Below are 17,069 nucleotides of genomic sequence, written 5' to 3' on the forward strand. Positions count from 1 at the left end.
CGCCCGGACTCCCTACCCCGCACACGCCCGCGACACGCAGAGGAGGTGGTCGAATGGCATCGAACCGACGCGTCATCCCGCTGTCCCGGCGTGCGGCGATCGCCCTCGCGCTCGCGACCTTCGCCACGGCGGCGGGCGCACAGCCGCGGGCGGCCGGCAAGGCGCGGCTGGGCATCCTCAGTGCCTCGACCCCCGACCCGATCACCATGCGCACCCAGATGGAACCGCTGCGCCAGGGGCTGCGCGAGCTGGGGCATGAAGAGGGGCGAAACCTCTCCATCGACATGCGCTGGGCCGAGGGAAAGTTCGATCGCCTGCCCGGGTTGCTGGACGAACTGCTCCGGCTCGACATCGATGTGCTGATGACCACCAGCCCACGCCCGGCCCTGCTCGCCAAGGAAAGGGTGAAGACCCTTCCGATCATCGCCGTGGGCGTCGACGACCCGGTGAAGTCGGGGCTGGTCACCGACCATGTGCGCCCGGGCGGCAACATCACCGGCATCTCCGCCGCGTTCGACGGCATCATGCAGAAGCGCCTGCAGCTCCTCAAGGACATCTTTCCGGCCGCGCGGCGCTTTGCCATCGTGTTCAATCCGAACACCCTGCCGCGCGCGGAACTCGCGCGGGGCGTGGCCAGCTGGGAACCCGCCATCGGCGTGGCGCTGCAGATCGAGGCAGTGCGCGGCCCGGATGATTTCGAGCCCGCCTTCGCATCCATCGTCGGCGCAGGCGCGAACGCGGTGGCCCTCCTGGCCGACCCGATGATCTGGACCGAGCGCGCCAAGCTCGGCGCGCTGTGCGCAAAGCACCGCCTGCCGTCGATCTGGGGCGGCGCGGGTTATCTCGACGTCGGCGGGCTGCTGTCCTACCAGGGCGACTGGTCCGCGCTTTTCTACCGGGCTGCCGCTTTCGTCGACAAGATCCTCAAGGGGACGAAGCCGGGGGACATCCCCTTCGAGCAGGGCACCAAGCTGGAGCTCGCCGTCAACCTCCAGGCCGCCAGGACCCTCGGCTTGACCATTCCGCAGAGCGTGCTGGTGAGCGCCGACAAGGTGATCGAATGAAGCAGAGACCATCGCCATGAGCACCATCCTGATCGTCGAGGACAACGAGAAGAACATGAAGCTGGTGCGCGACATCCTCCAGCACGCGGGCCACGCCACGCTCGAAGCGGCGACCGGCCGCGAAGGCCTGCGCCTGGCCGTCGAGCAGCGGCCCGACCTGGTGCTGATGGACATCCAGCTGCCCGACATCGACGGCATCGACGTGCTGCGCGAGATCCGCCGCCAAGCCGCGCTCGACGCCGTGCCGGTGCTCGCGGTGTCGGCCTCGGTCATGCCCGACGAGCAGCAGAAGATCGTCAGCTCCGGCTTCGATGCCTTCATCACCAAGCCCATCCAGCTGCAGCAGTTTCGCGAGACCGTGCAGCGCATGCTGCGGGAAGGGCGGCAGGCCCGATGAGCGCCGCACGGCCGCCCGAAGGCGCGAAGGCCATCCTTGTCGTCGACGACACGCCGCTCAACGCCAAGCTCCTGGCCGATCTGCTGAGTGCCAAGGGCTACCGCTCGGTGACCGCGGCCTCCGGCCCCGAGGCGCTGCGCAAGCTGGCCGACGAGAAGCCCGACCTGGTGCTGCTCGACGTGATGATGCCGGGCATGAGCGGCTACGAGGTCTGCGCCGCCATCCGCGCCGATCCGGCGCACGCGATGCTGCCCGTGGTGCTGGTCACCGCGCTCGACCCGGCGGTGGAGCGCGTGAAGGGCCTGGAGGCCGGCGCCGACGACTTCCTGAGCAAGCCGGTGGCGCAGGCCGAGCTCCTGGCGCGCGTGAAGTCGCTGCTTCGCATCAAGCAGCTCTACGACGAGGTCGAGCGCCAGCGCAGCGCGCTGGCCGAGTGGAACCGCACGCTGGAGCAGCGGGTGCAGGAGGGCGTGCAGGCGCTCGAGCGGGTCGGCCGGCTGCGGCGCTTCTTCTCGCCGCAGCTCGCCGAGGCCATCGTCAACGGCGGCGCCGACGATCCGCTGAAGAGCCACCGCTGCGAGATCACCGTCGTCTTTCTCGATCTGCGCGGCTTCACCGCCTTCACCGAGACCGCCGACCCCGAGGAGGTGATGGCCGTGCTCGCCGACTACCACGCGGCCATGGGGCGGCGCATCCTCGAGTTCGAAGGCACCCTCGAACGCTTCACCGGCGACGGGATCATGGTGTTCTTCAACGACCCGACGCCGATCCCCGACCCGGCACCGCGTGCCGCACGCATGGCGCTGGCGATGCAGGGAGACGTGGCCCTGCTGGCCGAGCGCTGGCGCAAGCGCGGGCACGAGCTGCAGATGGGCGTGGGCATCGCGCAGGGCTTCGCGACGCTGGGTGGAATCGGCTTTCCGGGGCGCATCGACTACGGGGCGATAGGCACCGTGACCAACCTGGCGGCGCGCCTGTGCGGGGAGGCGCAAGGCGGCGAGGTCCTGGTGTCGCAGCGCGTGTGGGGCGCGATCGAAGGCATCGTGGACGGCGAGGCGGCGGGGGCGCTGGTGCTGAAAGGGTTCGCGCGGCCGGTGCAGGCGTTTCGGTTGCGGTGCGGGTAGGTCTGAAGGCTCGACGAAAGGGCCGATGCCTGGCTTGACTACGGCAATCCGCGGCCAGCAGGCATGCCAGGAAGTTGGGAACCGCCCGGACCTTTGCGTTGACAGGAATGCTCACGGCGCGGGTGAAACGCCGAGTGCCTGATCCAGTTCTTCGTCAGCCACGAACTGTCCCGCCAGGGCCTGCCGCAAGCCCGAGATGGCGTCCTCGGCCAGCACGAGGCTCGCATGCTCGGCTTCCAGGGCATGGTAGTAGTCAAGCCGGCGCGCGTCGATCAGAGCGACGTAGCTCGCGCCGTTCTTGGTCAGCACTTTCTCGGAGCCATTTCCCACCACGTCTTCGGCCAGGTCGGTGAGCCTGGCGCGCGCTTCGCTGATGGGAACGACGTCTGATGCGCGGAGTGGCATGTTGCAGTATCCATTAATGGTTTCGTTAATGTAGCCACTCCAGCCGCCACGCCGCAATGAAGCCGTTGGCCCCTCTGGTGGAACCTTTGTTTTAGGCGTACAACATTGGCGCCCGAGGGGCGCAAGCGTTGTTCGGAGCGTGTTCAACTTCACGCGGCGATCGGCCTCGGCCCTCGTATCACCGCCCGTGGCGGGGCAGGAGAGGGATCATGGACAAGCCTTGCGGTATGGCCGTGTTCTGCGCTGGTGCAGCAGCGGCGGCGATGATGGTGATGAGTCCTGCGTGGGCCCACGAACCGGGCCGAATGACCGGCGGCGGCAGCTTTTTCTGCCCCTACTACGGCGGAACGCAGAGAGTGACCCACGGATTCGAGTTGCATTGCGGAACAGGCGGCGCGTTCGAGGGCGCCGATCCGGCGGAGCCGAACAACCTCGAAATCAATTTTTCCGGTGGTGACAACTTCCACCTGACCACGTTGACGAAGGGCCTTTGCAGCGACACCGACGCCATCCAACAGCCGCCGAGCGCGGGCTTCGACACGTTCCTGGGCGAAGGAACCGGGACCTTCAATGGCCAGCCCGCATCGATCGTCTTCACCTTCACCGATGGCGGAGAGCCCGGCACGAAGGACACGGCCCAGGTCGTCATCACCCCGACCGGCGGGACGACGCCCGCATTGGTCTGCGATCAGGCTGCGTTCCCGCTGACCTTCGGCAACCATCAGGCGCACAGGTTGACGGGCGGCACTCCGTAGCAGGGGCGTGGCGATCCACGAGGGCCTGTCGTGGCGAACAGAAAGCATCGAGCGCGCCGGGCCTGGGCCGTGCCGTGCCTGGCCACGCTTTCGCTGGCGCTGGGCACACCATTGCTGGCAGCCGAGGGCGAGAAGTCGCCCTCCGTCGAGGCAGGTGCGCCCAAGCCCGCAGGCGTCCATGCGCAGCGTGGCGAGGCGGACTTCGTGAGCCTGGGCGGCGCGCTCTACAACCCGTTCAGCCCCTCGTTCGAGACGACGCAGAGGATGCCCAGCGTCGCCTCGCCGGCACGGCAGGAAGCGAAGAAAGAGCCTGTGGGCCTGGTGACGACAACGCTCGCAGCATTCTTTGCTGCGGGGTGTCTCGTGGCGCTCGTTCGCTTCCTCGTCGCGGGCTAGGCGGCGGCGGCGCCGATGCTCCAGCAGGCGGCAGAAAAGCGGACTTCGCCTGCCTGCACGAACGGGTCGAAGGCCGCGCGGACGGTTGCGATGACGCGCGCACGCGTCCGCTCGTCCGCGTCCTGAAACACCAAGCCGACCGGACCCAGGCGGGTGAAATAGCCGATCAGCTCCTTCTCGGGCAAGGTGCAGGTGACATCGATCGGCTGGATGTCGACGCCGGTCCAGCCGCTCGATTCGAGGATGGAAGCAACTCGCCCGCGATCCGCGAAGGCGAACTGCCCCGGCGCGCCCGGCTGCCGCGGAGGAAGGGTCAGCAGGGGTGCCGCGGCACGCTCGGCTGTCGTCATGAACGGGTTTTCCGCGGCGCTGCGCCAGACGATGGCGTGGAGCCTCGCATCGTCGATCGCAGCCCGCCGCAGATTCGCGAAGGCAAGGACCGGGTCGTCGAAGAACATGACGCCGAAGCGCGAAACGATTCTGTCGAAGCTCGCGGGCTCGAAGGCGTGGCGCTGCGCGTCGGCGCAGACGAAGCTGGCCGGCAAGCCTTCGCGTTCGGCGCGAGCCCGTGCAAGGGCGATCATCGGCTCCGAAATGTCGACGCCGACGCAGCGGCCCTCGGCGCCCAGCCGCCGCGCGACGGCGAGCGTCGTGCTGCCGGTGCCGCAGCCGACGTCGAGCACGCGCTGTGCAGACGTCGCGGCCAGCGCTTCGACGAGCAGGTCTTCGAAGGGCTTCAGCACGGCATCGAGCACCTGCTGCTCGTCGACCCAGGCGCGGCCGGCGCGCCCGCTCCAGAAGGCCGCCTGATCGTTGCCGGGCGGGGGTGTGGTGGTGTTCATGGTCGTCTTTCCTTTGCTGACCCAGGGGGCGAAAGCTAGACTGTGCAACTTCAAGCCGACTTCAAGTCAAGAGCATGACGACGACCATGAGCACGAGACACCTGGACATTGCCGAGGTCGCGAAGCAATCCGGCGTTCCCGCGTCGGCGCTGCGCTTTTACGAAAGAGAAGGGGCTGATTGCCTCCACCGGAAGACGCGGGCTGCGGCGGCTCTTCGACCCCGGCGTGATCGAGCGGCTGGCGATGATCTCGCTGGGCCGGGCCTCCGGTTTTACGCTCGACGAGATCGCGCAGATGTTCTCGCCGGAAGGGCAGCTGCGCATCGATCGGCAGCTGCTGGCGGGCAAGGCGGATGAGCTGGACAGGACGATCCGCAAGCTGAGTGCGATGCGCGACGGGCTTCGGCATGCGGCGGTCTGCCCGGCGCCGAGCCACATGGAATGCCCCACGTTTCGGCGGCTTCTGAAGGCCGCGGGCGAGGGGGCTTTGGGGGCGGCCCGGCGCGACAGGGAGCCACGCCGCCTGCGCCTCAGGTCGCCTTGATCGCAAACCGCTTGATGATGTCCCCGTACTGCTTCGTCTCCGCACGCATGCGCTCGGCGAACGCCTTCCCGGGCATCGCGACCAGGTCGGTGCCCAGCGCGCTGAGCTTGGTGCGCGTGTCGGGCCGCTGAAGCACCGCGAAGGCGGCCTTCTCCAGCTGCTGGACGATCTCCGCCGGCGTGCGCGCAGGCACCAGCACGCCGTACCACGCGACGAAGTCGTCGTTGCGCATGATGCCCAGCGCCTCGCCCATCGTCGGCACCGCCGGCACGAGCGGCGAGCGCTTCGGCTGCGTCACCGCCAGCGCCAGCAGCTTCCCCGTGTTGAGGTGCGACAGCAGCGGCGGCGCGCCCACCAGCGCGAAGGACACCTCGCCGCCCAGCACCCCGACCGTCGCCGGCGCGGCGCCCTTGTAGGGCACGTGCACGATGTCCAGGCCCGTCTGCGAGCGCATCAGCTCCACCGCGATGTGCTGCGGCGTGCCGTTGCCGGGCGTGCCGATGGTGATGCCGCCCGATGTCTTGCGCGCCGCATCGAGCGCCTCGCGCAGCGTCTTCGCGCCCAGCGATGCGTTGGCGACCAGCAGGTTGGGCGACTGCGACACCAGCGCCACCGGCGTGAAGTCGGTCAGCGGCGCATACGACATCCTGGCGTGGAGCGAGGGCGCGATGGTCAGCTCGGGGTTGCCCGCGAGCAGCACGGTGTAGCCGTCCGGCGCCGCCTTGGCCGCGGCCTCGGCACCGAGCATGCCGCCGGCGCCCGCGCGGTTGTCGACCACGAAGCTCTGCTTCAGCTCCTCGCCCAGGCCTTGCGCCATCAGACGGGCGACCGCATCGATGCCGCCCCCGGCGGAATAGGGCACGATCATCTTCACGGGCCCCTGGGGGTAGCCCTGCGCGAAGGCCGTGCCGATGCCCCCGAACAGGGAGGCGCCTAGGCCAGCGAGGACGGTTCTGCGTTGCATGCGATGTCTCCTTCGTTCTGATCGAATATGCGGCCCGGGTTGAGCAGCCGGGCCGGATCGAGCGCCTGCTTCAGCCGGCGCATCAACTCGACTTCCGCCGGGCTGCGCGACACCTGCAGGAACTCCTTCTTCAAGCGGCCGATGCCATGCTCGGCGCTGATGGTTCCGCGGCGCCCGCGCAGCGCGCCGTAGGCGATCTCGTCGACCTCGTGATGGGCCCGTGCATCGACCGGCCCGCTGATGAGGTGCAGGTTGTTGTCGCCGAGATGGCCGAGGAACAGGTGCTCGGCCGACGGAATGCGCTGCCGCAAGGCGGCCTCGACCTCGCCGATGTAGCCGGCCGTCTCGGCCCAGGGCATGCCGATGTCCAGCGCAGCCGTGGGCCTGAGGTGCGACAGCATCTCGGGAATCGACTCGCGCAGGCGCCAGAAGGCCTCGCGGTGGGCGAGCGTGGCGGCGAAGGCGCAGTCGGCGATCTCTTCTTTCTCCAGTGCATCGGCCAGGGCCGACTGCAGCGCGTCTTCCATCGACTGGCCGGCCGAACCGGCGGCCTCGATCAGCACGTGCCAGGGCGCCGCGCTGCCCAGCGGCGACTCCTGCCTGCAGAGCTTCGACGCCATTTGCACGAAGCGGCCCGACATGAACTCGAAGGCGCACAGCGCAGGCCCCATGCGGCTCTTGAGCGCGCGCAGCAATGCCGGCAGCGCCTCGAAGCGATCGGCCGTCACCCACGCCGCGGCCACCTCGCCCATCGGCGGATGCAGCCGCAGCGTGAGCCGCGTGATGATGCCCAGCGTGCCCTCGGTGCCGATGAAAAGGAAGCGCGGATCGAAGCCCGTGCTGTTCTTGACCAGCCGCGTGAGCGACGACACCACCGTGCCGTCGGCCAGCACTGCCTCGACGCCCAGCACCGAATCGCGCATGGTCCCGTAGCGGATCACGCGGATGCCGCCCGCATTGGTCGCCGCATTGCCGCCCACCGTGCAGCTGCCGCGCGCGCCCAGGTCGACCGCGAACATCCAGCCCTGCGCGGCCGCCGCTTCCTGCACCTGCTGCAGCGTGGCGCCGGCCTGGACCTGCATCACGCCTTCGAGCTCGTCGATGTCCTCGATGCGGTTCATGCGCTCGAGATTGATCACCACGTCGCCGTCGCCGGGCACCGCGCCGCCGGCCAGGCCGGTCATGCCGCCCTGCACGGTGATGCGCCGCTTCTCGTCGCGGCAGCGGCGCACCAGGGCGGCGACCTCCTCGGTGGTGGTCGGCCGGTGCAGCTCGCTCGGCATGCCGTGCGGCAGGCCGCTCCAGTCCTTCAGGTAACGCTCGTCGATGCCGGTCGTGATCATGTTGCGTGCCTCACACCTTGACCGGGGTCGACGTGGACGATCCCAGCCGGTGCGCCGCATCCGGCCCGCCGTAGTGCTGGATCAGCCGCGCCTGGTCGACCTGCGCCTGGCGGTCGACCGCGTCGGGGTCGCAGATCGCCAGCAGCGCCTCGTGCATGGCCGCCAGCACATCCGCATGCGCCGCGCTGCCGGCGAGGTCGACCAGCTCTTCCGGATCGTCCTGCAGGTCGAAGAGCTCGGGCCGGAAGCCGACGTAATAGTGGTACTTCCAGCGGCCCTTGCGCAGCATGAAGCCGCCCGTGTTGCTGCCGGCCGCGTGGTATTCGCTCAGGATCGGGCGCTCGGGCTCCGGCGCGGACGTGGCCACCTCGTACAGCGAGCGGCCAGGCCGCCCCGCCATTTCCGGTGCCGGGTCGAGCCCCGCGCCTTCGAGGATGGTGGGGAAGAGATCCAGCAGGTCGACCGGCGTGTCGCACACCGAAGGCGCGACGCCCGGGCCGGCCAGCAGCATCGGCACCTTCACGCTCTCTTCGTACAGCGTCGACTTGCCCCACACGCCGCGCGCGCCCAGGTTGTCGCCGTGGTCGGAGGTGTAGATGACCTGGGTGCTGTCTTCCAGCCCCGCGCTGCGCAGGGCCGCCATCATCTGGCCCACGTTGTGGTCGAGCCAGCTGCACAGGCCGTAGTAGGCCGCGAAGGCGCGCCGCCGCTCGTCGGCATCTGCGAAGCGCTCTTCGGAGGCCATGAAGTCGCAGTACTCCTGCACCCACGGGTGGCGCTGATAGCCGGTGGCGGGGTGCAGCTTGGGCTCGGGCAGGCGGTCGGTGGGGTAGAGGTTGTAGAAGGCCTCGGGCACCACCAGCGGGAAATGCGGTGCCACCAGGCCCACGTACAGCACGAAGCCCTGCTCGGCGCGCTGGGCGGCCTCGCCCAGCCATTGCGCGGCGCGCTGTGTCACCGCGCGGTCGTACTGCGTGTACGACGATTCGCCGGGGCCGATGCGCTCGCCCAGCATGCGCGGGCCGTCGGGCCGCGGGCGAAAAGGGTTGCGGATCGAGGCCCACACCATGCCGTGGCCGCCGACCACATGCATCGGCAGGTGCTCGGCGTCGAAGCCCGCCGGGTCTTCCTCGCTGCGGTAGTGCAGCTTGCCGATGCTCTCCACGCGAATGCGATGCTCCTGCAGCACATGGCCCCAGCCGCGCTGCTCGCCGGTGTAGGGCATCGCGTTGTCCCAGAGGCGCAGCTGGTGTACCCGCAGGCCGGTCGCGAAGGCGGCCCGCGCCGGCACGCAGATCGGGCTGGGCGTGTACGCGTTGGTGAAGCGCACGCCGCGCTGCGCGAGCGCGTCGAGGTGGGGGGTCTGGACGAAGGGATGGCCGGAACATCCCATCATCCGCGGGTCGTGCTCATCGGACATGATGACCACGACGTTTCTCTTCTGTGCCATGCGTTGTGTCTCCTGATGCGCCGTGCGTCGGCACCGGCGCCTGTTGGAGACTGTGATCGCTCCGGCCCTGGGAATCAAATACTGTCTAGGGATACGCCGCTTTCATTTTTTCTTATGGCTCGCGCCCGGGATGCGGCCGTGCAGCCGGCCTTCGCGAACCATGCCGCGCACGACCTCGACCAGCGTGTCGCGCACCGCCAGCGCCGCAAGGCTGAGCGGGCGGTCGCGCGGCCACACCACGGCCTGCATGCGCGTGAGCTCCGGATCGACCACCAGCCGCCCGACGATCGCCTTCGCCGCCACCGCCTCGTGGCAGGCGCTGGGCGGCATGATCGAGAACGCCAGCCCTTCGCGCACCACCGAGATCAGCATCGCCGGGCTGTTGAGCTCGTAACGCACGTCGAGCCGACGGTCGATGGCGCTCGCGGCCCGTTCGATGATCTTGCGCAGGTCGTGCGCGCCGTCGGGCTCGGCCAGCGGGAGCGCCGCGACCTCGGCGAAGGGTATCTGCGCCGGCTTGCGGCGCATCGCCGAAGAGGCGCCGAAGAGCATGAAGCGCTCCTCGAACACCGGCAGCGACTCCATGCCCTGAAGCTCCGAGGGGCTCGGCATCGCGGCCAGCTGCGCCTGGCCCGATTCCACCTGCGCGCGCACTTCGGACGACATTCCTTCGCGCACCGTCAGCTCGATGCCGGGGAATTGCTCGGCCACCGCCCGCAGCAGCGGCGCGACCAGAAGGCCGGCGAGCGAGCCGGCGATCGACAGGCGCACCGTGCCGGAGGGCCGCACGTCGCGGCCCGCGACCTGCTCCTTGAGCGCGTCCGTGCGCGCCAGCAGGTCCACCGCCTTGTCGAAGAGCAGCCGGCCCGCGGGCGAGAGCTCCACGCCGCGGGCATGCCGCTTGAAAAGCACCACCTCGAGGTCTTCCTCCAGCGCGGCGATGTTCTGGCTCAGCGCCGGCTGGGCGATGCTGAGGTGCTCGGCCGCACGAGAGAAGCTGCGGCTTCGGGCGATCTCGACGAAGTAGCGGAGCTGGCGCAGGGTGATGTTCATCGGATGGCCCTCGACGTGGCTGAGCCGACACTGTAGAGGCTCGATGCCTGTGCGCAGGGCCGTCCTACACCTGGATGCGCAACGCACTGGCACCGTTCGCGAGCCGTGATTTGCATCGTCAGGTTACGAAAGGACCGGCCATGAACACCCTCAAGCTCCGCACCGTCTTCACCGCGGCAGCTCTTGCCGCCAGCAGCATTGCCATCGTCGGCTGCACCACGACTCGGCCTGACGACACTGCAAGCAGCGTGTCGGCGCGCACGTCCATCGACGCGCAGGTCGACGCCACCTTGTCCAAGCTCTACAACACCGTGCCGGATGCGCGCGAGATGGTCGCCAAGTCGAAGGGCGTGCTGGTGTTCCCGTCGGTGGTCGGCGGGAGCCTGGGGATCGGCGCCGAGTACGGGCGCGGCGCGCTGCGCGTGGGCAACCGGACCCAGGCCTACTACAGCACCACGGCCGGCTCGATCGGCTTCCAGGCCGGTGCGCATTCCAGGGCCGTGATCTACCTCTTCACCACGCAGGAAGCGCTGGACAAGTTCCGCAACAGCAAGGGCTGGACGGCGGGCGCCGACGCCACCGTGGCCGCTGCCACCATGGGCGCCAACGGCCGGATCGACACCCAGACGATGCGCCAGCCCGTGGTCGGCTTCGTGCTGACCAACCTGGGCCTGGAGGCGGGCGTTTCGCTGCAGGGCGCGAAGATCAGCGAGGTGCGGGTCTAGACGCCGCCATGCGCGGCGTCCACTGCGCCGGCCGCTTCGACACGGCCGCGTGGTGCTCGGCCCACTTGACGGCAGCGGCGTGCAGGCCGGAGAGAAGCTTGTGCGCCCGCTCCACCGTGCCGGACCGCGTCAGCACGCACACCAGCGTGGGGCCTTGATGGATTTCCGCCCGCGCATGGATCTTTCCGCCGTCCGTCCAATGCGTGATGGTGACGCGGCGCCCGCGATGCAAAAAGGATTTGGGCTGATCGCTGCTGCTGCTGTCCATGCGACGACACTGGCCGACGCCCGTGCGGCAGCAAAGCCCCGAACTTCGTTCGAGGGTGTAGGTTAGTCGGCGTCGGTGTCGTCCGGCGACGGCTCTACCGGGCCGGCAAGCTCGTCGTCGACGTAGGCCATCAGGGCCTCGTTGCCGGCGTCGAATGCTTCGCGCCAGGTGTCGAAGCCCTCTTCGCCGGTCTCCAGGTCGAGCCAGACGGCTGGATCGTCCGTGCTTTCCATGAGGACCCACACGAAGTTGCCCGGGCTCGGACGGTCCACGAAGACGGCAAGGCGGCGGTACAAATCGGCCATGAAAAAAGGGTAGACCTGCGCTGCAAGAAATACCAGAGGCAATGGCCTACAGCGAAGCGCCCTAGGGCCTTGCCGGGTCGGGATAGAACGGACGCAGCGCCGCCGGCGCGGCAAAGCGCGTCCACCCGTTCTCCGGCATCGACAGCCGGTCTGCCACGGCATAGAGCACGGCCGGGTGGGCGCCCAGCCCGAGGTGGCTCGCCTCGACCTCGATGTTCTCGGAGGACGGCGTCTCTTCCTCGAAGCTGCTGCGCCACGACACGATGCCGTCGGAGCGGCTGAAGATGGAGGTGGAGGGCACCAGCGGCGTGGCCCTGACCCAGCGCTGGCGCCGGGGATCGTTGGCCGGCTGGCCGCTCAGCAGTTCATACACCTTGGCCGCGCGGGTGGCCTTCGGGCTGCCGTGCAAGGGGCTGCCCAGCGTGATGACGCCGCGCACGGCCTCCGGGACTTTGCCGGCGAGCATCCGCGCGAACACCCCGCCCAGGCTCCAGCCCACCAGGCTCACCTTGCCCGAGCTTCGATGCAGGCCGCGCAGCAGGTCCAGCAGGCCCTTCTCGACGCCGGGGAGCGGTCCGCAGTTGGTGCCGAGGCCCCAGCCCTGCACGGCGTAGCCGCGGCTTTCGAGATAGCGCCGAAGCAGTTCCGTCGAGCCGTCGCTCGCGCCCAGGCCGGGCAGCACGATGACCGAATGGCCATCGCCCCGCGGCGCGCATTGAAGCAGCGGCCAGAGCGCAAGCGTCGCGGTGGCTTCCCAGAGTGCGCGGCTCTCGGCCAGCAGCAGGAATTTGGAAGGGGGCTGGGCGGGGCGGGCAAGGGCTGCGGTGCGCATGGCGGTTTCTCATCTCGTTGGCTTCAGGAGCGCCCAAGGTAGGCGACGCGTCACTGGCCGCACCTTGGGACAGAAGCGATGCAATGCGTAGGCGGATTTGCCATTCGTTGCCCGGCTATGTCTTTTGACATGAAGTCCGACTTGCGACGGCGGCAGGAATCATCGTCGTCCTACTCGCGCCCACAGCCGGTCGGCGGTTTGATGCGCTTCACCATGCGCCCCATCGTTCAAGCGGCACTGCGGAGTCTGCAAGGGCTCGCCCATGCGAGGGCGGTCGCGCAGACTCGGCGGGTGGCGTGGTCGTCGCGCGCACAGGGCCGCCCGACGCGGCTGAAGGAACGGCCGGGGCCGGCGCTCGCGTGGGAGAACCACGTCGTGATTCTGCGGGCGGCCATGACCGCGCAGGACCTGAGCGACTTGAAGATCAAGCGCGCGATCTACCTGCGCATGCTGCTCGACAGTGCGCCGAGCCGATTGCAGTACTGGGTCGACGAGGACGATCTGGAGGACATGCCGAAGTCGCGGCTCTTCGAATGGGTGGCGTACGACCTGGAGTGCATGGAGCTGGAGCAGATCGAGGCCACGATGACCCCGGCTGAACAGGCGCGCTATGCGAGGGAGGCCATGACGTTCAGAGGCTTCGAGTAGCTGCGGTGCGGGGTATCCTCGGCGCATGGCTGCTGCATCCGGCTCGTCCTCAGACCCGCTCGCACGCTACTGGTCGAAGCGCGATTTCTCGATCACCTCCGAGCCGCGCGGCGAGAAGGGCAAGGCCGGCAAGTCGCTCAGCTTCGTCATCCAGAAGCACGCGGCATCCAGGCTGCACTACGACTTTCGCCTCGAGCTCGATGGCGTGCTGCTCTCGTGGGCCGTGCCCAAGGGCCCGAGCTACGACCCCACCGACAAGCGCATGGCCATTCACGTCGAGGACCATCCGCTGTCTTATGGTTCCTTCGAAGGCACCATTCCCCCGAAGCAATACGGCGCCGGAACCGTCATCGTCTGGGACAACGGAACCTGGGAGCCCGTCGGCGACCCGCGCGAAGGCCTTGCGAAGGGAAAGCTGGTCTTCCACCTGCACGGCCAGAAGATGGCGGGCTTGTGGGAGCTCGTGAAGATCGCCAAGGGCGGCGAGAAGCAGGAGCCCTGGATCTTGTTCAAGAAGCGCGACGAGTTCGCCCGCCCCAAGGCCGAGTTCGACGTCGTGACCGCGCTCCCCGACAGCGTGATTGCCAAGCCGCTGAAGGCGAACGCCGGCGCGGGAGCGGGCAACAAGACATCGAAGGCCGCACCTGCACGCCAGGACTCCGGCGTTCCCGGCGCGGTGAAGGCGCCGATGCCGGACAAGATGAGCCCGCAACTGGCCACCCTGGCCACCGGCGTGCCGGCCGACGGCCAGTGGGTGTATGAGATCAAGTTCGACGGCTACCGCGTGATGGCGCGCATCAAGAACGGCAAGGCGACCATCATCACCCGTGGGGGCCACGACTGGTCGGCCAGGATGAAGACGCTCATCCACGAGCTGGAGCAGCTGGGCATCGGCTCCGCCTGGCTCGACGGAGAGATCGTCGTGATGGACGAAACCGGCATGCCCAGCTTCAACGCCTTGCAGCAGGCCTTCGACAGCCGCGCCACCAACGCGGACATCACCTACTTTCTGTTCGACGTGCCCTACTTCGAAGGGTACGACCTGCGGGGCGTGGACCTGCTGTCGCGCCGCAAGCTCCTCAAGGCCCTGCTCGACGAACGCGGCACCGACCACGTGCGCTACAGCGCCGACTTCGAGGCCGACCCGGCGTCCATCCTGAGCTCCGCGTGCCGCATGAACCTCGAGGGCGTGATCGCCAAGCGGACCGATGCGCCGTACGTCTCGCGGCGTACCGAGACCTGGCTCAAGCTCAAGTGCAAGCAGCGGCAGGAGTTCGTCGTCTGCGGGTACACGAACCGCAGCGACGGCTCGCCCCAGATCGGCAGCCTGCTGCTGGGCGTGCATGCCCCGGGCGGCGAGCTGGTGTCGGTGGGCAGCGTCGGCACCGGATGGGATTCCAGCGAAGCCACCAGCCTCAAGCGCAAGCTCTCGAAGATCGAGATTCCCAAGCCGCCGTTTGCGGCCGGTGCGGCCAAACCGGGGCGATGGTCGAAGCGGGCGGCCGGCAGCGAGCGCTGGGTCGAACCCAAGCTGGTGGCCGAGGTCGCCTTTGCGGAGTGGACCCCGGACGGCCAGATACGGCACCCCTCGTACATCGCGCTGCGCACCGACAACCCGGCCAAGGCCATCGTGCGCGAGACCGCCAAGCAGCTCGGCGCCGCGCCGGTGCGGTCTGCCGGCAAGACGGCGGTCGGCGGCATCAAGGTGAGCAATGCCGAGCGCATCATCGACCCCGGCACCAAGCTCACCAAGCTGGACCTCGTGCGCTACTACGAGTCGGTGGCCGACTGGATACTGCCGCATCTCAAGGGCCGCCCCTGCTCCCTCGTGCGTGGGCCGACCGGGGTGACCGGCGAGCTGTTCTTCCAGAAGCATGACGACAAGATCAGCATCCCCGGCATCAAGAACCTGGACCCGGCCCTGTGGCCGGGCCATGGCGCGCTGCTCGAAATCGGCACCGCGCAGGCGCTCGCCAGCGCGGCGCAGATGAACGTCATCGAGTTCCACACCTGGAATTCGTTGGCCCGGAACATCGACAAGCCGGACCGCATGATTTTCGACATCGACCCGGGGGAGGGTACGCACTGGCAGCAGGTGCAGGAGGGGGCGACGCTCGTGCGCACGATCCTTTCGGAGCTGGGGTTGGACTCGTGGCTGAAGACGAGCGGCGGCAAGGGGCTGCATGTCGTCGTGCCGCTGGCGCCGCGCTTCGACTACGACACCGTCAAGGGCTTTTCGCAGGCGGTGGTGCAGCACCTGGCGAGGACCATTCCGTCGCGCTTCGTTGCGAAGAGCGGGCCGGCGAACCGGGTCGGGAAGCTGTTTGTGGACTATCTGCGCAACGGGCACGGCGCCACCACGGCAGCGGCGTTCTCGGCACGGGCGCGGCCGGGGCTGGGGGTGTCGATGCCGGTGAGCTGGGATGAGCTGGGAAAGCTGAAGAGCGGGGCGCAGTGGACGATTGCGACGGCGCGGGAGTACCTGTCGTTTCAGACGGAGGACCCGTGGGCGGGGTACTGGGGGGCGAAGCAGCCGCTGGCCGGGGCGATGAAGATGCTGGGGTTTGCGGCTCCGCCTGCGCGCAAGCGGAAGGCTTGAGGGGGCGGATGATGTTTGTCGTGATCTTGAGCTACACCCGGCCTTTGGAGGAACTGGATGCGCTGATGCCGAAGCATGTGGCTTGGCTGAAGAAGCACTACCGGAGCGGGCTGTTTCTTGCGTCTGGGCGGCAGGTGCCGCGGACGGGGGGCGTGATCTTGGCGCGGTCTGGGGATCGGGCGGAGCTGGAGAAGCTGATGGAGGAGGACCCGTTTGTGAAGAACGGGTGTGCTCGGGTGGAGGTGGTTGAGTTCAGGCCGAGCATGACGGCGGCGGGGGCGGAGGGGCTGAAGGAAATCTAGAGTCTGCAAATTGAGCTCTTGCCTGAGTAAATCCACAGGGGCTTTTACCGGCAGCTCAGCTTTGCAGTGCAAAAGGGTCCGAGCAGGCAGCAACTTCGCGCTGCTTCGTCCCGCTGGCCGAGAAGCACGCTACTTCGTTTGCATCGAAGCAAGCAACGCACGCCGCGCTTCCTTGGTCATCCGATGGGCTTGCAACAGGATGGCCGCCAGCACGTCGTCGTCGCAATAGAGGAAGGCAAGCGGAACCTTGAGTGCTGCGGCGATCTGCTTGGCCGTTCTCACGGGCGGCTCGTGAATGCCGGTTTCGTAGCGGCTGATCCGGGCGCTGCTGCTTGACTCGTCGAGGCCGATGAGCACGCCGAGCTTGTCCTGGGCAATGCCAGCCATCTCGCGAGCTTCGCGAAGCCGCTTGCCGAACAACGGGGCCATGTCTCCTTGGGTGCGTGAAACCATTCTTCGATATTCGAAGAATGGCTATACACTTGCTCTACGAATAACGTAGGAGTGCATGAAGTGCTCGACCAGCGGATTTCCACGGATGGTCCTTACGCTTACACGATCCTTCGCTACGTCCACGACATCGGAACGGCTGAGTTCATCAACGTCGGCGTCGTTGTGGCCGCGTGTGACACGCCCCGCGTTGCGGCGAAGTTCAAGACCGACTATGGCCGTGTCAAGGGAGCCTTTCCATCGCTCGACACAGAGATCTTTCTCGCTCGCATGGGGCGTTTGCAGGCGTGCTTCGACGCTATCGATGCCGAACGGTGCGCCCAGTTGCGTGCGCGCGAAGGTACGTCGATCGCGGCGCTGATCCGTTGTGTGGTGCCGTTGGAAGACAGCGCACTCTACTGGTCAGCCCCCCGCTCAGGCCTCGGCGGTCCGCTGGGAGCAACACTGCAGTCGCTCTATGAACGTTTCATCACCCGGCACGAATACCGACGGCGTCGAAATCTTGTGTATAGGTGACGGAGGGAGAAAGCAAGCGCGATGAGGACGGCCTAGGAATGGAACGTGAGCACGTTTTTGCGCTTGGCATACTGCCCGCCCATAGTAG

At 68.0% G+C, this 17,069-nt stretch carries 20 protein-coding genes and 1 pseudogene; 11 read left to right on the plus strand and 10 right to left on the minus strand.

Features of this window, described 5'->3' with window-relative positions:
• Positions 1 to 53: 53 nt before the first annotated feature.
• From AC3A6Y_RS02785 to AC3A6Y_RS02795, 3 genes are read left to right on the plus strand one after another with little or no spacing between them, the layout of a single operon-like run.
• On the plus strand, positions 54 to 1,064 hold the full coding sequence (locus AC3A6Y_RS02785; RefSeq protein WP_487866701.1) for an ABC transporter substrate-binding protein: 1,011 nt from the start codon (positions 54 to 56) through the stop codon (positions 1,062 to 1,064).
• A 16-nt stretch (positions 1,065 to 1,080) separates the two neighbouring features.
• Complete coding sequence (locus AC3A6Y_RS02790; protein WP_487866702.1) at positions 1,081 to 1,461, plus strand: response regulator; 381 nt, start codon at positions 1,081 to 1,083, stop codon at positions 1,459 to 1,461.
• Positions 1,458 to 2,585: an adenylate/guanylate cyclase domain-containing protein gene (locus AC3A6Y_RS02795; protein WP_487866703.1), complete on the plus strand. Its 1,128-nt coding sequence runs from the start codon at positions 1,458 to 1,460 to the stop codon at positions 2,583 to 2,585. The genes AC3A6Y_RS02790 and AC3A6Y_RS02795 overlap by 4 nt, the downstream gene beginning before the upstream one ends.
• A 111-nt stretch (positions 2,586 to 2,696) precedes the next feature.
• On the opposite strand, the gene AC3A6Y_RS02800 is transcribed toward AC3A6Y_RS02795, so the two are convergent.
• Positions 2,697 to 2,990 (minus strand): type II toxin-antitoxin system Phd/YefM family antitoxin, encoded by a 294-nt coding sequence (locus tag AC3A6Y_RS02800; protein ID WP_487866704.1) that lies wholly within the window; start codon positions 2,988 to 2,990, stop codon positions 2,697 to 2,699.
• A gap of 209 nt (positions 2,991 to 3,199) precedes the next feature.
• On the opposite strand from AC3A6Y_RS02800, the gene AC3A6Y_RS02805 reads away from it, so the two are divergent.
• The gene (locus AC3A6Y_RS02805) at positions 3,200 to 3,745 is read left to right on the plus strand and encodes a hypothetical protein (protein ID WP_487866705.1); all 546 of its coding nucleotides are present in this window, start codon (positions 3,200 to 3,202) and stop codon (positions 3,743 to 3,745) included.
• Between the two features lie 30 nt (positions 3,746 to 3,775).
• Positions 3,776 to 4,141, plus strand: a complete 366-nt coding sequence (locus AC3A6Y_RS02810) for a hypothetical protein (RefSeq protein WP_487866706.1) — start codon at positions 3,776 to 3,778, stop codon at positions 4,139 to 4,141.
• On the opposite strand, the gene AC3A6Y_RS02815 is transcribed toward AC3A6Y_RS02810, so the two are convergent.
• A complete protein-coding gene (locus AC3A6Y_RS02815; protein WP_487866707.1) occupies positions 4,138 to 4,983 on the minus strand; it encodes a class I SAM-dependent methyltransferase in 846 nt (281 codons plus the stop codon). The two genes, AC3A6Y_RS02810 and AC3A6Y_RS02815, sit on opposite strands and share 4 nt — an antisense overlap.
• A gap of 86 nt (positions 4,984 to 5,069) precedes the next feature.
• Here AC3A6Y_RS02815 and AC3A6Y_RS02820 point away from each other — a divergent pair.
• Positions 5,070 to 5,526: pseudogene (locus AC3A6Y_RS02820) on the plus strand (helix-turn-helix domain-containing protein).
• Here the strand turns inward: AC3A6Y_RS02820 and AC3A6Y_RS02825 are convergent.
• From AC3A6Y_RS02825 to AC3A6Y_RS02840, 4 genes are all read right to left on the minus strand, one after another.
• Complete coding sequence (locus AC3A6Y_RS02825; protein ID WP_487866708.1) at positions 5,513 to 6,490, minus strand: Bug family tripartite tricarboxylate transporter substrate binding protein; 978 nt, start codon at positions 6,488 to 6,490, stop codon at positions 5,513 to 5,515. The pseudogene AC3A6Y_RS02820 and the gene AC3A6Y_RS02825 sit on opposite strands and share 14 nt — an antisense overlap.
• The gene (locus tag AC3A6Y_RS02830) at positions 6,460 to 7,833 is read right to left on the minus strand and encodes an FAD-binding oxidoreductase (protein ID WP_487866709.1); all 1,374 of its coding nucleotides are present in this window, start codon (positions 7,831 to 7,833) and stop codon (positions 6,460 to 6,462) included. The genes AC3A6Y_RS02825 and AC3A6Y_RS02830 overlap by 31 nt, the downstream gene beginning before the upstream one ends.
• A gap of 10 nt (positions 7,834 to 7,843) precedes the next feature.
• Entirely contained in the window at positions 7,844 to 9,283 is a 1,440-nt protein-coding gene (locus tag AC3A6Y_RS02835) for a sulfatase family protein (RefSeq protein WP_487866710.1), read from the minus strand.
• A 102-nt stretch (positions 9,284 to 9,385) separates the two neighbouring features.
• Positions 9,386 to 10,336, minus strand: a complete 951-nt coding sequence (locus tag AC3A6Y_RS02840) for a LysR family transcriptional regulator (RefSeq protein WP_487866711.1) — start codon at positions 10,334 to 10,336, stop codon at positions 9,386 to 9,388.
• A 140-nt stretch (positions 10,337 to 10,476) separates the two neighbouring features.
• Here AC3A6Y_RS02840 and AC3A6Y_RS02845 point away from each other — a divergent pair, with 140 nt between their 5' ends.
• Positions 10,477 to 11,061: a BPSL1445 family SYLF domain-containing lipoprotein gene (locus AC3A6Y_RS02845; protein WP_487866712.1), complete on the plus strand. Its 585-nt coding sequence runs from the start codon at positions 10,477 to 10,479 to the stop codon at positions 11,059 to 11,061.
• Here the strand turns inward: AC3A6Y_RS02845 and AC3A6Y_RS02850 are convergent.
• The 3 genes from AC3A6Y_RS02850 to AC3A6Y_RS02860 form a co-directional block, all read right to left on the minus strand.
• Positions 11,042 to 11,329, minus strand: coding sequence for a hypothetical protein (locus AC3A6Y_RS02850; RefSeq protein WP_487866713.1), 288 nt, complete (start codon positions 11,327 to 11,329; stop codon positions 11,042 to 11,044). The two genes, AC3A6Y_RS02845 and AC3A6Y_RS02850, sit on opposite strands and share 20 nt — an antisense overlap.
• Before the next feature lie 62 nt (positions 11,330 to 11,391).
• Positions 11,392 to 11,634, minus strand: coding sequence for a hypothetical protein (locus AC3A6Y_RS02855; protein WP_487866714.1), 243 nt, complete (start codon positions 11,632 to 11,634; stop codon positions 11,392 to 11,394).
• 61 nt (positions 11,635 to 11,695) lie between these two features.
• Positions 11,696 to 12,466, minus strand: coding sequence for an esterase/lipase family protein (locus AC3A6Y_RS02860; protein ID WP_487866715.1), 771 nt, complete (start codon positions 12,464 to 12,466; stop codon positions 11,696 to 11,698).
• A gap of 129 nt (positions 12,467 to 12,595) precedes the next feature.
• Between AC3A6Y_RS02860 and AC3A6Y_RS02865 the strand changes: the two genes are divergently transcribed.
• From AC3A6Y_RS02865 to AC3A6Y_RS02875, 3 genes are read left to right on the plus strand one after another with little or no spacing between them, the layout of a single operon-like run.
• Positions 12,596 to 13,114: a hypothetical protein gene (locus AC3A6Y_RS02865; RefSeq protein WP_487866716.1), complete on the plus strand. Its 519-nt coding sequence runs from the start codon at positions 12,596 to 12,598 to the stop codon at positions 13,112 to 13,114.
• Between the two features lie 25 nt (positions 13,115 to 13,139).
• On the plus strand, positions 13,140 to 15,713 hold the full coding sequence (gene ligD, locus AC3A6Y_RS02870) for a DNA ligase D (protein ID WP_487866717.1): 2,574 nt from the start codon (positions 13,140 to 13,142) through the stop codon (positions 15,711 to 15,713).
• A gap of 11 nt (positions 15,714 to 15,724) precedes the next feature.
• Positions 15,725 to 16,015 carry a YciI family protein gene (locus AC3A6Y_RS02875; protein WP_487866718.1) on the plus strand — a complete coding sequence of 97 codons (291 nt, stop codon included), beginning with the start codon at positions 15,725 to 15,727 and terminating at the stop codon, positions 16,013 to 16,015.
• A 129-nt stretch (positions 16,016 to 16,144) separates the two neighbouring features.
• On the opposite strand, the gene AC3A6Y_RS02880 is transcribed toward AC3A6Y_RS02875, so the two are convergent.
• The gene (locus AC3A6Y_RS02880; RefSeq protein WP_487866719.1) at positions 16,145 to 16,444 is read right to left on the minus strand and encodes a helix-turn-helix transcriptional regulator; all 300 of its coding nucleotides are present in this window, start codon (positions 16,442 to 16,444) and stop codon (positions 16,145 to 16,147) included.
• 75 nt (positions 16,445 to 16,519) lie between these two features.
• Here AC3A6Y_RS02880 and AC3A6Y_RS02885 point away from each other — a divergent pair, with 75 nt between their 5' ends.
• The gene (locus AC3A6Y_RS02885) at positions 16,520 to 16,981 is read left to right on the plus strand and encodes a DUF3037 domain-containing protein (protein WP_487866720.1); all 462 of its coding nucleotides are present in this window, start codon (positions 16,520 to 16,522) and stop codon (positions 16,979 to 16,981) included.
• The last annotated feature ends 88 nt before the right edge of the window (positions 16,982 to 17,069 follow it).

Source organism: Variovorax sp. Soil_C_17, from assembly GCF_057657265.1.